Source organism: Bradyrhizobium erythrophlei, from assembly GCF_900142985.1.
Lineage (GTDB): Bacteria > Pseudomonadota > Alphaproteobacteria > Rhizobiales > Xanthobacteraceae > Bradyrhizobium > Bradyrhizobium erythrophlei_B.
On record NZ_LT670849.1, the window covers coordinates 1,793,073 to 1,806,872 of the forward strand.

The window sequence follows — 13,800 nt, forward strand, 5'->3', positions numbered from 1 at the left end:
ACCATGAACATGACCGTCCCCGCCGCAATTCCGGCTACGCCAAACAACCCTACCCGCCCGCAAGTGCGCATCGTCATCGTCGGTCACGTCGATCACGGCAAATCGACGCTGGTCGGCCGGCTTCTGCATGAGACCGGCAGCCTGCCCGACGGCAAGCTCGAGATGCTCAAGGCCGTGAGCGCGCGGCGTGGCATGCCGTTCGAATGGTCGTTCCTGCTCGACGCGCTGCAAACCGAGCGCGACCAGGGCATCACTATCGACACCACGCAAATTCGCTTTCGCACGCGTTCCCGTGAAGTCGTGCTGATCGATGCGCCCGGCCACGCCGAATTCCTGCGCAACATGATCACGGGCGCCTCGCAAGCCGACGGCGCGCTGTTGATCGTCGATGCGCTGGAGGGCGTACGCGACCAGACCCGGCGTCACGGCTATCTGCTGCATCTGTTGGGCGTCAAACAGGTCGCCGTCGTCGTCAACAAGATGGACCGGGTCGATTTCAGCGCCGCGCGGTTTGACGAAATTCGCGACGAGATTTCGGCGCACCTGACCGGCCTCGGCGTCGCCCCGCTTGCCGTGATCCCGATCTCGGCGCGCGACGGCGATGGCGTTGCGACATCGTCGCTGCGCATTCGCTGGTACGATGGCCCCACCGTGGTCGAGGCGCTCGATCTGCTCGAACCCGCACGGCCGCCGGAGCAGCTCGCGCTGCGGCTGCCGGTTCAGGCGATCTACAAATTCGACGATCGCCGTATCGTCGCCGGCCGGATCGAATCCGGGCGGCTTTCGAGCGGCGACGAGATCGTCATCATGCCGGCGGGCAAAATTGCAAAGATCAAAAGCGTCGAGAGCTGGCCGGTGACGCCGCTTAAAGGCGAGCAGACCGCGGGCCGTTCGGTCGGCATCACGCTCGACCGCGAATTGTTCATCGAGCGCGGCGACATCATCGCGCATGTGGGATCGGCGCCGCGCGACACCAGGCGTATCCATGCCCGCATCTTCTGGCTTCACGACAAGCCGCTCGGCAAGGGTGACCAGATCCTGGTGCGGCTTGGTCCCCGCGAAAGCCGCGCCAGCGTGGTGGCGATCGAGAAGGCGGTCGACCCCGGCGAGCTTTCGAGTGTCGAAACCGCCTCGATCGCCCGCAACCATGTCGGTGAGATCGACATCGCGCTGGCGCAACCAATCGCTGCCGATGCCTATGCCGCCAATCCGCGTATTGGACGGCTCGTCATCGAGGTCAACGGCCGCATTGCCGGTGGCGGGCTGGTGCTGTCGGTCGACGCCGGTCAACGCGCGGTTCCGGTCGATATCGTGCCGGTGGAATCCGCGCTTCGCCCGGACGAGCGCTCGGCTCGCTACCACCATCACGGCGCGGTGGTGTGGTTGACGGGATTGCCGGCGTCCGGAAAGTCGACGCTGGCGCGTGCGCTGGAGCGAAGCCTGTTCAGCCGGGGCGGCTCGCCCATCCTGCTCGATGGCGATACCTTGCGCGCCGGTCTCAATCGCGACCTCGGCTTTTCGCCCAGAGACCGTAGCGAGAATATTCGCCGGCTTGCCGAAGTGGCCACCCATCTGGCGAAGAACGGCCACATCGCCATCGTGGCGGCGGTCTCGCCGTCGCGCGGCGACCGCGCAGTGGCGCGCCAGATCGCCGATACGGCGTTTCGTGAAATCCATGTCGCCACCCCCGCCGACATCTGCGAAAGCCGCGATCCGAAGGGGCACTACGCCAAGGCGCGCGCAGGCGGCCTGCCGGCATTCACGGGTATCGGCAACGACTATGAGCCGCCACTCGATTGCGAGCTTGTGATCGACACCTCGACAAGTTCGATCGCCGAGGCCGCCGCAGCAATCGAGCACTTGCTGGTGACCTCGGGCGTTCTTTTCGACGAAGTCATTGATCTCGCTGCCAATATTTAAGCCGGCCTAAAACCTCTCGATCGGCCAATCGAGGGCTTTCTTGCAGTGCACTTTAGCGCTAAAAGGCCCTCAAAATTAGCGCCGCAATGGCGCGCTTTTTGCCTCGAAATCACCGAATGACAGCGCCTTGCGGGCGCTGCTTCCTTGCGAGAAAAATCCATCATGAACCGTACCGACGCCCACGGATTGAAAATTGCGCCCGTCCTGTTTGATTTCATCGCCAAAGTGGCCACACCGAAAACCGGCATCGCGCCCGACGCGTTCTGGGCCGGCCTTGCCGCTATCGTGCGCGATCTCGCGCCGAAAAACCGCGAGTTGCTGGCGTTCCGCGACACCTTGCAGGGCAAGATCGACGGCTGGCATCGCGCCAACAAGGGCAAGCCGTTCGACCTCGATGCCTATACGACCTTCCTGAAAGAGATCGGCTATCTGCTGCCGGAACCGGCGACCCACAAGGTCGAGACCGTCAATGTCGACGAAGAAATCGGCAAGATTTGCGGACCGCAGCTCGTGGTGCCCCTGACCAATGCCCGCTACGCGCTGAATGCGGCAAACGCGCGCTGGGGCAGCCTGTACGATGCGTTCTATGGCACCGATGCGATCCCGCACGACGCAAGCGAGGCGGCCAAGGGTTTCAACAAGGCGCGCGGCGACAAGGTGGTGGCGAAGGCCAAGAGTTTCCTTGATTCCGCCGTGCCGCTCGCGACCGGCAGCCATACCGACGTCGTCTCGTACGCCGTCATCAGCGGCAAGCTCGCCGTGAAGCTCAAGAGCGGCAACGCCACGGCGCTCAAATCCAACGACCAGTTCGCAGGCTTCGCCGGCGACGCCGCTTCGCCTTCGGCGATTCTTCTGGCCAACAATGGCCTGCACATCGAAATCAGGATCGACCGCAGCCACGTGATTGGCAAGGACGATCCCGCCGGCGTCGCCGACGTGATCATGGAAGCCGCCGTCAGCACCATCCTGGACATGGAAGACAGCGTCGCGACCGTCGATGCCGAAGACAAGGTCGACGTCTATCGCAACACGCTCGGCCTCATGAACGGCACGCTCACAGCCAATTTCGAGAAAGGCGGCAAGACGCTGAAGCGCGCGCTCAATGCCGATCGCGTCTACACCGCGCCCGACGGCAAGGAACTCAAGCTCCATGGCCGCAGCCTGTTGCTGATCCGAAACGTCGGCCACCACATGTTCACCGATGCGGTGCTCGACGCATCGGGCGAAGAAATTCCGGAAGGCATGCTGGATGCCGCCGTCTCTGGCCTGCTCGCGATCCACGACGTCAAAGGCCTGACCAAGCTGCCCAACAGCCGCACCGGCTCAGTCTATATCGTCAAGCCGAAGATGCATGGCCCGGACGAGGTCGCCTTCACCTGCGAATTGTTCGCGCGCGTCGAGAAGATGCTGTCGCTGCCGGAGAATACGCTCAAGGTCGGCATCATGGACGAAGAGCGTCGCACCACGGTCAACCTCAAAGCCTGCATCCAGCAGGCGCTCAAGCGCATCTGCTTCATCAACACCGGCTTCCTCGACCGCACCGGCGACGAGATCCACACCTCGATGGAAGCGGGTCCCATCATCCGCAAGAATGAGATGAAGGCGCAGCCGTGGATCAAGGCCTATGAAGACTGGAACGTCGACACCGGCTTGATCGACGGCCTGCCCGGACATGCCCAGATCGGCAAGGGCATGTGGGCGGCGCCCGACATGATGGCGGACATGCTGACGCAGAAGATCGCGCATGTGCAGGCCGGCGCCACCACGGCGTGGGTGCCGTCACCGACGGCGGCGACGCTCCACGCGCTGCACTATCATCAAGTCAACGTGCTGGCGCGTCAGCAGGAACTGGCAAAGGGCGGCCGGCGCGGCAAGCTGTCAGACATCCTCACGATTCCCGTTTCAAAATCAAATTGGGCGCCGGACGATGTCCGCCAGGAGATCGACAACAACTGCCAGGGCATTCTCGGCTACGTCGTGCGCTGGATCGATCAGGGCGTCGGCTGCTCGAAGGTGCCGGACATCCACGATATCGGCCTGATGGAAGACCGCGCGACCTTGCGCATTTCGAGCCAGCACCTGGCGAACTGGCTGCATCAGGGCGTCATCACGGAGAGCCAGGTGATGGATTCGCTCAAGCGCATGGCCGCGGTGGTGGATGGCCAGAACAAGGGCGATGCGCTGTACAAGCCCATGGCGCCGAAGTTCGACGGTGTCGCCTTCAAGGCCGCCTGCGATCTCGTCTTCAAGGGACGCGAGCAGCCGAATGGCTACACGGAATACATCCTCACCGCGCGACGTCGGGAAGCCAAAGCCGCGACCTAATCGCGCGGCCCCTTTCAGGAACGATCGGCCATCGCAGCCGTTTAGTCGTCTTTCAACCCGGGAGACGACGATGGACTGGAACCAGGTCGAAGGTAACTGGAAGCAGATCAAGGGCAAGGCGAAAGAGAAGTGGGGCAAGCTCACCGATGACGATCTCAACGTCATCGAAGGCCGCCGCGAACAGCTCGAAGGCAAGTTGCAGCAGCGTTACGGTTTCGCCAAGGACCAGATTCACAAGGACGTGGATGACTGGTTCAGGACGCTGAAGTAAGGCCCGACGAGAAGCCTGAAATTTCGGATCGAAAGGTGCGAGCAAAAAGCCCCGGCCGTCCAGGCTGTGTGGAAACGAGAGGCTGCGGTGATCCGGGGCCTCTTTTTTAATTTTTAGGGTCAGGCGAGCCTAATCTTGAGGCTTTGCGAGCCGATGAGATTGATGACCCGCATGATGTTGTAGACAAGAACGCTGAGGGCGGCTTCAGTCTTGACGTTGGTAAGGCCTCGGGTGAGGAACCTGCCGCCAGCCGTCATCCGCTTGATGGTTCCGAACGGGTGTTCAGCCGCGCATCGCCGCTGCCGCATGAGGTGTGGATCGGCTTCGACGCGGGCATTCATGCGTTGAAGCGCGTCCTCGTAAAGGTGTCTTTGAACGAAGCGGCGCTCGACGCGGGTGCATCTCGGCTTGAGCGCGCAACCCGAACAATCGTCGGCGATATACAAGACGCTCTGCTTTCTGGTGAGGATTTGCTTGCGCACCAGTGTTCGGCCCGCCGGACAACGAAAACTGTCGGTTTGCGGCTCATAGATGAAGGCCGTGCGGTCGAAGAAGTCGCCTTGATTGTTGACGGCCCGGTTCGCTGGCACACAAGGCGTGATGCCATCGTTCTCGCAGGCTGCCGCGTCTGCTCCGTTCGAATAGCCAGCGTCCGCCACCACCGTGAGCGTATCGGCCGCCACCGCATCCTTCGTCGCCTTGGCCATCGGATGGAGCAGCCGGTTGTCGGTGGGTTCGGTTGTAACCTCATGGTGGACGATCAGCCCCGTCGCAGCATCGACCGCCGTCTGGACATTGTAGGAAGGAGGCTTGGAGCCTGCCCCTTTACCCATCGGCCGCGCATCGAGCTCACCTTCTACAAGACTAGTCCGATCTTCCGCCTTAAGTCGCGCCGCCAGAGCATCAAGGTCGGTGCGGCGTGCCCTGAGAGCCTGGAGAGCCGCAGCCGTTTGTTCCGCATCGCTATCGGCCCGCTCGCCCGCATCGATGCTGTCGAGGTTGGCAAGATAAGCCGCGATCTGTTGATCGATCCGGCCGGCCTCTTCGGCGACCTTGCGTTCGCCCATAATCCGCTTGGCGCTCGCCACCGCCCGGAACTTCGAACCGTCGAGGGCCACCAGACGGGCCGCAAATAGTCCCTGCTCGCGGCAGAACAGCACGAAGGCCCGGCATGCCCCTACGATCCCGGCTGCATTGTCCCGCCGAAAGTCCGCAATTGTTTTGAAGTCGGGGGCAAGCCGCCCCAACAGCCACATCAGTTCGACATTGCGCCGGCACTCGCGTTCCAGCTTGCGGCTCGAACGAACCTCGTTGAGGTACCCGTAGATATAGAGCTTCAGAAGATCGCGCGGGTCATAGCCGGGCCGCCCGGTCGCCGCCGGTGTCGCTCGAACCAAGCCGAGCCCGAACATATCGAGACCTTCAACAAAGGCATCGATTACCCGCACCGCCGCATCAGCGGCAACGTAATCATCGATCCGTGCCGGCAAAAAACTCGCCTGGTTACGGTCCCCACCTCGAATGTAGCGCATGAAAAAGGCCGCATCATTAATGATGCGGCCTCTCTATCTGATTTGCCCCAGTTCTCACACAGCCTGCGTCGCCGGGGCTTTTGTCGTAAGGGTCCGAAAGACAACGGCGCTAAAATACCGCGATGTATTTGAGCAGCGACAGGACGCCAAGGATGATCACGATGACACGCACGATCTGCTTGGCACGGCCATCGATCGGCAACAGATTGATGAGATACAAAATCAGGATGACGACCAGAAAAGTCACAAGTGCACTGATGAGCATGAATTTCCCCCTGACATGCGAGAGACGGACGCTGGCGCGGTCTCAACGCGCAAACCCCGACACGGTTCCGAGAACGGAACCGCCCTACGAAAATACCCGCAACATCAGCACTTTCGATACCTCTACGACAGGCTTGCTGGCTAAATATTTACCCTTTTTTGGCTAAGTCGGCGGGCTTGCCTTGGGGGTAGCCATGCTCGACCGCTTCACGGTGTCTTCGCTCATCAAGTCGGTCATCGTCCTGATGGCCCTCTGCATGACGGCGCTGCTGAGCGTCAGCGCCTGGAATTCGCTGGGACGGCTCGCGATGACCAGCCGGATTCTGGTGGTCACGGACGCTTCCTCGAATCTTTTCAAGGCGTTGCACAATCTGCGCAGCGACCGCTCGACCACGAGCCGCAACCTGACCGACGAGGCCCCGCTTTCACCGGACATGCAGGTCTACCTGCGCACCACCCGCGACGCCGAACTGCCGGCCATGCGCACGGCCGCAACTGCGCTCGAGGGGGTGGAATTTCCCGACCACGAGACGCTGTTGCCGCAACTCAATCGGTTGATCCAGGCCTTCGCGGCGCTCGACGCCGAATCCTGGGAAGCCCTGAACAAACCGAAATCGGCACGCCGGCCGGCACTCGGCAAGGAATTCATGGACAACACGGCCGCCCTGGTCGAAACGCTCGACAAGATTTCGACGCGTAGCGCCGCTTCTGTCAGCCACAACGACCCCATCATCGATCAGATGCTGACGATCAAGCAGTTGGCTTGGCTAATGCGCAATACGGCCGGCGAAGCATCGCTTCTGATCTCGAACGGACTGACCTTCGGCAACGTCGGCCCCGACTTCCGCCAGAACTACGCCAAGCTTGTCGGCGCCATCGAGACCGCATGGGCCGCGGTGAAGACGGCTGCGTCCGGCGCCGACCTGCCGGGCGAACTCGCCACCGCGATGTCGGCGGCGCAGACGGCCTATTTCGACAAGGACTTTACCGGCCCACGCGACGCGCTCGCCAACGGGCTCGCAGCCGGCGAAAAGCAGAAGATGAAAGCCAATGAATGGAGCCCGTTTTCGGTAGCTCATATGACCAGCGCGGTCGTCGTCGCCGAACGCGCGCTGGACGCGGCCCATGCCTATGCGACGGCTCAGCACGACTCCGCCCAGCGCTCGCTGATCCTGCAACTGGTGCTGTTGGTGGCGGCGCTGGCACTGACCTGCGCCGCCATGATCGCGGTGACGCGCCGCATCATCCGCCCGCTGCAAACCATGCGCGACGCCATGCTGAAAGTGGCGTCCGGCGATCTCGGCGTCGATACCGGCTACGCCCAGCGCCGCGACGAGATCGGAGCGCTCGCCGGTGCGCTTGAAACCTTCAAACAGCAGGCGATGGACAAGCTCAAGATCGAAGAGCAAGAGCGCGAGCGTAACGCCAATGCGGCCACGCGCCAGCAATCGATCGAAGTCTATGTCGGCGAATTCGAAAGCCGGGTCCAGGCCACGCTTGGCCGGTTGAACGAGGCCTCCAACGGGATGCGGACAACTTCCGCGGACCTGTCGAAAGTGTCCGAGCAGACCAATTCACGGGTCATGGTCGCCGAGAAAGCCTCGGGCGAGGCTTCGATGAACGTCGAAAGCGTTGCCTCGGCGTCGCATGAATTAAGCGTTTCGATTGGCGATATCAGCCGCCAGGTCTCGCATGCGGCCGGCATTGCCAGCCGCGCCGTCAGCCGGGCGCGCGAAACCGACGACACCGTGCAGGGACTGGCCAAGACGGCAGCCGGGATCGGCGAAGTCGTCGGCCTGATCAACTCCATCGCCTCCCAGACCAACCTGCTGGCGCTGAACGCAACCATCGAGGCGGCGCGCGCAGGAGAGGCCGGCCGTGGCTTTGCGGTGGTGGCTTCGGAAGTGAAGTCGCTGGCCAGCCAGACCGCGAAGGCGACCGACGAGATCTCCGAGCAGGTCGCCGATATCCAGAAGGTGGCGAGCGAGGCCATCGAGGCCATCAAGGCGATCGGCGGCATCATCGGCGAGGTCAACGAGGTCGCAACCGCGATTGCAGCCGCAGTTGAAGAACAGGGCGCGGCCACCCAGGAAATTTCGCGCAACACCCAATATGCCGCGCAAGGCACCAGGAACGTCTCCGAGAATATCGCGGGCGTCAAGATCGATGCGGATGCGGGCGCCACGGCCGCGCAGAATGTCAGGCAAGCCTCGGAGACGCTGGAGGCGCAGAGCCTTCAGCTCAGCAATCAGGTCACCGAGTTCCTAACTAAAATTCGCGCGGCTTGACCAAGCGAACGCTTACTGCCGCGCGAGGACCGGCACGCGCTGGTAGCGCGACCTGATCGAATCCGGTGCAGGCGAGAACGCAAGCGACGCGCCGCGCCGGTCGGCGCCACGAACAGCGACCATCAAGCCCTCGGGACTGGCGACAATGTCGCCCTTGCGCAGCGTCGGATCGTCTTCGACTTTCACTTCCGCGAGGCCGACCGGATCCTTGCCGTTGCAGGTACAGCCGCTGACGAGTTCGTCACGATAGCGAAACGCGTTGGGCAATTCGGAATACGGTTTGCCTTCTTCGGTCACCGCGCCGTCGATATTGCTGCCATAGAGCACCCGGGTCTCGCTGGCTGGGCAAAAGCTGTTGCACGATGCCGCGCGGCTTTGATTGCCGGTGCTTGAAATCGGGAAATAGCGGCCGTCGCAGGTGCGCACGCAATAGGCCTGCGAGCCGCCGCCGTAGACCCGCGGGCGCGAGACCTGGCCGTCGGGCGGGAACACGACGTTCTGCTCGCCGCCGAACGACAGCGGCGTCATCGGCGGTTGCGATCGGTGAACGCCGAACGCACCGAACAGAGCGGAAAGGAAATCCTCGGCCTGCGCCGCAGCCGGCAGCGTCACCACAACCAGGGCGGCAAGGCCGCCCAAGATCCATTTGCCCTTGGTTGATTTGCCCTTGGCTGATTTACCCTCGGTCGATTTACGGTCGCCCATGCGGTTGGCCTCCGGGTCCAGATCTTCAGTACAGCGAAGCTGTTGAAAGGTTCACGGCCTGACGGCCCGACGGAAGCGTCGTCACCTCGGCGCGGCGCGGCGGCGCAGCCAGCGCCACCTCGCCGCCGACGACCGGGCGTGCGGCCAGATGGGCGGCGTTTTTCGACATCACCACCACCCTGGTGCCGATGCCGACCCGGCTGAACAGGTCGGTGACGTCTTCGTTGGTCAGGCGAATACAGCCGCTGGACACGAATTTACCGATGGTCGTGGGATCGTTGGTGCCGTGGATGCGGTATTCGCTGGAGCCGAGATACATGGCGCGCGCGCCGAGCGGATTGCCGGGGCCGCCGGCCATGAAGCGCGGCAGATAGGGCTGGCGTGCGATCATCTGCGCCGGCGGATGCCAGTCCGGCCATTCCGCCTTGTTGGTGATGGTTTGCACGCCCGACCAGGTGAACCCCTCGCGGCCGACACCGACGCCGTAGCGGATCGCGCGGCCCGGGGCGACGACGTAATAGAGCACGGTATTGCCGGTATCGATGATGATCGTGCCCGGCGCCTCCCTGGTATCGAGCGCCACAATCGTCCGCCGCAGCCGTTCCGGAAGCGCAGCAGAACGGCGATCCGACGGATCGTTCGGCGCAACGGTATCCTCGTCGGACGGAAACGCAGATGATGCGACCGGCACATAACTCAGCGTCTGGGCCTTGGCTTGGCCGGTAAGTGCGAATGGCGTTAGCGAAAGGACGCCCGCGACGACGATCGCGTTGAATGCGCCGGGCCGCAGCTTGCGCACCGGCCAGCCGGTCTGCTCGGATATCTGTGTCATGATCTGCCCCGCTGTCGTGCGCATCTCGTAGATGCATTCACTCCAACAAACGCGAACCGAGGCCGCCAGTTCCCGCCCAGGGCGTGGCCAGATTGTCGCTGTCAAGAATCGTGAGGCTCACGACTGCGCGATGGAACCTCTGAGCGCGTCGCGGTTTATCTGCCAATAGCCTGCGACCTTCGGAATCGGAGCTTGAGTTGCGTGCGCTGCCCAACGAACGTGCGCCGGCCAAAGATGTCGCTCGCCCGAATGAGCCCGATGCAGACGTCGAACCATCGCCGACCATGCTCGGTCTTTCCGATGTCGTCGCCTTTTCCCTGCTCGCGCTTCTGATCATCACCGTCGTCGCCGTTCTCTATGTCGCCAAGGCTTTCTTCCTGCCGATTGTGGCGGCGTTCGTGGTCGGCACCATGTTGTCGCCGGCGGCGGGATTCCTGGAGCGCAATCACATTCCCCGCGCGGTTTCGGCGATCCTGATCGTCTGCGTGGTTCTCGGCCTGGTCACCTTTGTCGTTGGGCTCATCTCCGTTCCGGTCATGGAATGGACCGGCCGATTGCCCGAACTCGCCGAACTGTTGAAAGAAAAGCTGCATATCTTCGATCGCCCGCTTGCACTCTGGCACGAGTTTCAGAGCATGCTTGGCGCTTCCGATGCGTTCTCAACAGCGCCATTTCAGATGCCGAAACTGGAATGGATTCAGCCGGCGATCGAATTCCTGCCGCCCACCTTCACCGAATTCCTGTTGTTTTTCGCCACACTCATTCTCTTCATTGCGAGCTGGCGCGACCTGCGACGCGGGCTGATCATGACGTTCACGAGTCGCGATTCGCGGCTACGCGCGCTTCGCGTCCTCAACGCCATCGAAGATCATCTCGGCTCCTATTTGATCACGGTGACACTGATCAACATGGGCGTCGGGGTGGCGACCGGCTTGGTCTGCTGGGCGACCGGCATGCCCAATCCCGCCGGGCTCGGCGCGTTGGCTGCGACGTTGAACTACCTGCCCATCATCGGGCCGGTCGCCGTCTTTGCGATCCTGACTGTGGTCGGTGTGGTCGGCTTCCCTTCAATCGGCGAAGGCTTGATCGCGCCGGTCGTATTCGTCGGACTCACCTTTCTCGAAGGGCATTTCATCACGCCGACCATCATCGGACGCCGGCTCGAATTGAATGCGCTCGCCGTCTTCATCTCGCTGGCGTTCTGGACCTGGCTCTGGGGGCCGACGGGCGCTTTTCTGTCGTCGCCGCTTTTGATCATGTCGCTGATCCTGCGCGAGCACTTTGCCCCGTCGAGCACGCCGCAACTGCCGTAAGCCGCCGCGAATGCACGCAAGTTTCGCTTCGGGAACTTCCCAAAGCCGCGAGCGTTGCTCCTGCAAAGCCGATGCGAATGCCAGGAGTTAGAGAGATGGGAATTCAAGACATGGCAGACAAAGCAACTTACGAACGTCTGGAAAACGATGTGGCGAGAGTGAAAGACGATATCGGCGCCCTCGCCGATCAAATCACCGACGCACTCAACGCCATTGCCGGCAACGCCCGCAAGCAGGCGCGCCGCGGCTACAAGCAGGCCCGCGCCAATGTCGACTCCGTCGTCGACGATGTTTCCGAGCGTGGCGCCGCAGCGATGAGTGCCGCGCAAGACGCCGCCGCGTCGTTCGAGGAAACTCTGGAAGACGTCATCGCCGAGCGGCCGCTGGCAACCGTTGGCCTTGCGCTTGGAATTGGTTTTCTGATCGGCGCGATCTGGCGTCGTTGAGAGGAACCGCGTGTAACGGACGGAACGGAGTGACGCTGGTGCGGATGATCGACGACCTCAAGGAATCGACAGGAGTGGCCGTCAGAATGACGTCGCTCGCCGCGGCGATTGCGATCGCGTCCTTTGTTACGATTTCGTTCCTGTGCGCGGCCGCTTTCGTCTACGTGCTGCAAAACTACGGGCTGATCGAGGCCTGCCTGACCGGTGCGGCGATTTTCTTTGGGATCACGTTGATCGGGATCGTCGTCTACGCGGTGCGGAGAAGCCAGATCAGCCAGGACGCCAGGGAGGCGCCAAAGTCTGCGTTGCATACGGCGCTTACCGATCCCATGGTTGTTGCTGCCGGCATTCAGGCCGCCCGCGCCATCGGCGTCAAACGGCTGGTGCCGCTGCTGGCCGTCGGCGGACTTGCCTTGGGTCTGTTTGCCAGCCGGTCGTCCTCGCAGCATGAAGCGCCGGCCGAGTAATCGGTCTTCCGAAAACAAACTTTGATCAGGTGACGCAGCGGCCGGGCTGAAGCCGTCTGGCGACTTCGGTCAAGGCGCTGACCACCGGCTCGCACGCCGCCATCGGCTTGCGCGTAGCGGGCTTGGCGGGAGACGACGCCGTCGACGGCGAAGGCGTGGCGCCAGCCGCGGGCATTCGTACCAATACCGACGTATCTTCAACGCCGTCCAGCTTCAGCGAGATGGTTTGCAACCGCGCGGGCGACCCTGACGGTCCCATGGCCCGGTCTGCCTTGGCGCCACGGTTGACCGCAACCATGTCCGGCGCGGTAGAACCCGACGGCGCATAGGAACTCGACGATGACTGTTGGAGTGGCGCAAGCCGGCCAGGGATACCGGACAGGTCGCGGCCCATCGCAAATTGCGCTGCGCCGGAAATCAGCACGAGGGCAATTGCGCCCGAAATCCCCGTTGTGAGCCGTGACATTTCTTGTCCCGCGGTCCGTGACCTGTTGGCGGGTCGTTAACGCGGTCGAAACCACAAAGGTTTCTCGGCTTTTCGTCCACGGTGCGAAAAAAGTGTGGCGGCGAAAAAATCTGAAAAAAAGCAGGCCCGGTTGGAACGATCTTTTTGACTGTGCGTCATCCTCGCAGCCGGTTATCCCCCCTGCCCCATTGACCGGCGATTGCGGGGCGCGGCTGTGGTGATGCCAGCCGCGCCCCCACTTTTTCTGCGGAAATCGAGCAAAACTTCGCCTTCCGCCCCACCATCCGCCCCACCTTCGGAGATGGGACCGGCCCGATGGACCTCACTTGAGGTACCTGAAATTTTCGTGATGCGAGGCGCCTGTGATGCTTCCGCAAGTCGGGTTCCGGGATCTTCGGCACCAAAAGCCGCGCGAGACGGCCCCATGCGTTTTTTGAGTTGCTCGTCAACTCTCGGCAGAGAAGGTGCGATTGGCCTATTGGACGCCACACAGCAGCCATCCCGCGCTCTGGTGTTTTTCACACGAGAGGTCCAAGGTTCGATCCCTCGTGCGCCCACCACCGAGCCTTCAAGTTCAACGACTTAGCAGCTAGATTCCCTTAAGGTGTGCCCAAAAAAACAGTGGCACAATAGGGGGCTGTTGTGGCGCGTTTGCCAAAAATTGTTCCGCCGCGCCCACCGCCAGCACATTTGAGCGAGAGATCGAGACAATGAAATTCGTCGAGCCGATCGCCTTCACTGATCCCGTAGCAGCTCGCAGGTTGGTTGAGATTGCCAGTACAATGGAGGCGGTGCAGGACGGCCGCATCTTCATCGAGCTGGTGAACCAGCCATTCCTCGATGCGGGCGCCGCGCCAGGTCAATTCCGCTCCGCGCTAGCGCGCGATCGAACTGGGCTGACGCTGGCGCCATGAGAGCGGCACCTATCTGAAGTTCACACCGGTCGGCGCGGACCTGTTCGCATGATTGTT

13 protein-coding genes are annotated in these 13,800 nt (G+C 62.4%); 8 read left to right on the plus strand and 5 right to left on the minus strand.

Features of this window, described 5'->3' with window-relative positions; translation table 11 throughout:
- Positions 1 to 3: 3 nt before the first annotated feature.
- From cysC to BUA38_RS08480, 3 genes are all read left to right on the plus strand, one after another.
- On the plus strand, positions 4 to 1,920 hold the full coding sequence (gene cysC, locus BUA38_RS08470; protein ID WP_072825946.1) for an adenylyl-sulfate kinase: 1,917 nt from the start codon (positions 4 to 6) through the stop codon (positions 1,918 to 1,920).
- Between the two features lie 162 nt (positions 1,921 to 2,082).
- Positions 2,083 to 4,245: a malate synthase G gene (locus tag BUA38_RS08475; protein WP_072817533.1), complete on the plus strand. Its 2,163-nt coding sequence runs from the start codon at positions 2,083 to 2,085 to the stop codon at positions 4,243 to 4,245.
- Between the two features lie 70 nt (positions 4,246 to 4,315).
- A complete protein-coding gene (locus BUA38_RS08480; protein ID WP_072817534.1) occupies positions 4,316 to 4,516 on the plus strand; it encodes a CsbD family protein in 201 nt (66 codons plus the stop codon).
- Between the two features lie 119 nt (positions 4,517 to 4,635).
- Here BUA38_RS08480 and BUA38_RS08485 read toward each other — a convergent pair whose 3' ends face one another.
- The gene (locus tag BUA38_RS08485; protein WP_072816060.1) at positions 4,636 to 6,048 is read right to left on the minus strand and encodes an IS1182 family transposase; all 1,413 of its coding nucleotides are present in this window, start codon (positions 6,046 to 6,048) and stop codon (positions 4,636 to 4,638) included.
- A gap of 109 nt (positions 6,049 to 6,157) precedes the next feature.
- Entirely contained in the window at positions 6,158 to 6,313 is a 156-nt protein-coding gene (locus BUA38_RS36575) for a Thivi_2564 family membrane protein (RefSeq protein ID WP_156898443.1), read from the minus strand.
- A gap of 193 nt (positions 6,314 to 6,506) precedes the next feature.
- On the opposite strand from BUA38_RS36575, the gene BUA38_RS08490 reads away from it, so the two are divergent.
- On the plus strand, positions 6,507 to 8,600 hold the full coding sequence (locus BUA38_RS08490; RefSeq protein ID WP_072817535.1) for a methyl-accepting chemotaxis protein: 2,094 nt from the start codon (positions 6,507 to 6,509) through the stop codon (positions 8,598 to 8,600).
- A 12-nt stretch (positions 8,601 to 8,612) separates the two neighbouring features.
- Here BUA38_RS08490 and BUA38_RS08495 read toward each other — a convergent pair whose 3' ends face one another.
- Positions 8,613 to 9,305, minus strand: a complete 693-nt coding sequence (locus tag BUA38_RS08495; RefSeq protein WP_072817536.1) for a DUF2865 domain-containing protein — start codon at positions 9,303 to 9,305, stop codon at positions 8,613 to 8,615.
- A 25-nt stretch (positions 9,306 to 9,330) separates the two neighbouring features.
- Positions 9,331 to 10,137 carry a L,D-transpeptidase gene (locus BUA38_RS08500; protein WP_072825948.1) on the minus strand — a complete coding sequence of 269 codons (807 nt, stop codon included), beginning with the start codon at positions 10,135 to 10,137 and terminating at the stop codon, positions 9,331 to 9,333.
- A 197-nt stretch (positions 10,138 to 10,334) separates the two neighbouring features.
- Between BUA38_RS08500 and BUA38_RS08505 the strand changes: the two genes are divergently transcribed.
- From BUA38_RS08505 to BUA38_RS08515, 3 genes are all read left to right on the plus strand, one after another.
- Positions 10,335 to 11,450: an AI-2E family transporter gene (locus BUA38_RS08505; RefSeq protein ID WP_072817537.1), complete on the plus strand. Its 1,116-nt coding sequence runs from the start codon at positions 10,335 to 10,337 to the stop codon at positions 11,448 to 11,450.
- A gap of 77 nt (positions 11,451 to 11,527) precedes the next feature.
- Entirely contained in the window at positions 11,528 to 11,896 is a 369-nt protein-coding gene (locus BUA38_RS08510; protein ID WP_072825949.1) for a DUF883 family protein, read from the plus strand.
- Between the two features lie 44 nt (positions 11,897 to 11,940).
- Positions 11,941 to 12,363: a hypothetical protein gene (locus BUA38_RS08515; protein ID WP_072825950.1), complete on the plus strand. Its 423-nt coding sequence runs from the start codon at positions 11,941 to 11,943 to the stop codon at positions 12,361 to 12,363.
- 25 nt (positions 12,364 to 12,388) lie between these two features.
- On the opposite strand, the gene BUA38_RS08520 is transcribed toward BUA38_RS08515, so the two are convergent.
- A complete protein-coding gene (locus BUA38_RS08520; RefSeq protein WP_072817538.1) occupies positions 12,389 to 12,829 on the minus strand; it encodes a hypothetical protein in 441 nt (146 codons plus the stop codon).
- A 710-nt stretch (positions 12,830 to 13,539) separates the two neighbouring features.
- On the opposite strand from BUA38_RS08520, the gene BUA38_RS08525 reads away from it, so the two are divergent.
- The gene (locus BUA38_RS08525; RefSeq protein WP_072817539.1) at positions 13,540 to 13,743 is read left to right on the plus strand and encodes a hypothetical protein; all 204 of its coding nucleotides are present in this window, start codon (positions 13,540 to 13,542) and stop codon (positions 13,741 to 13,743) included.
- Positions 13,744 to 13,800 lie beyond the last annotated feature (57 nt).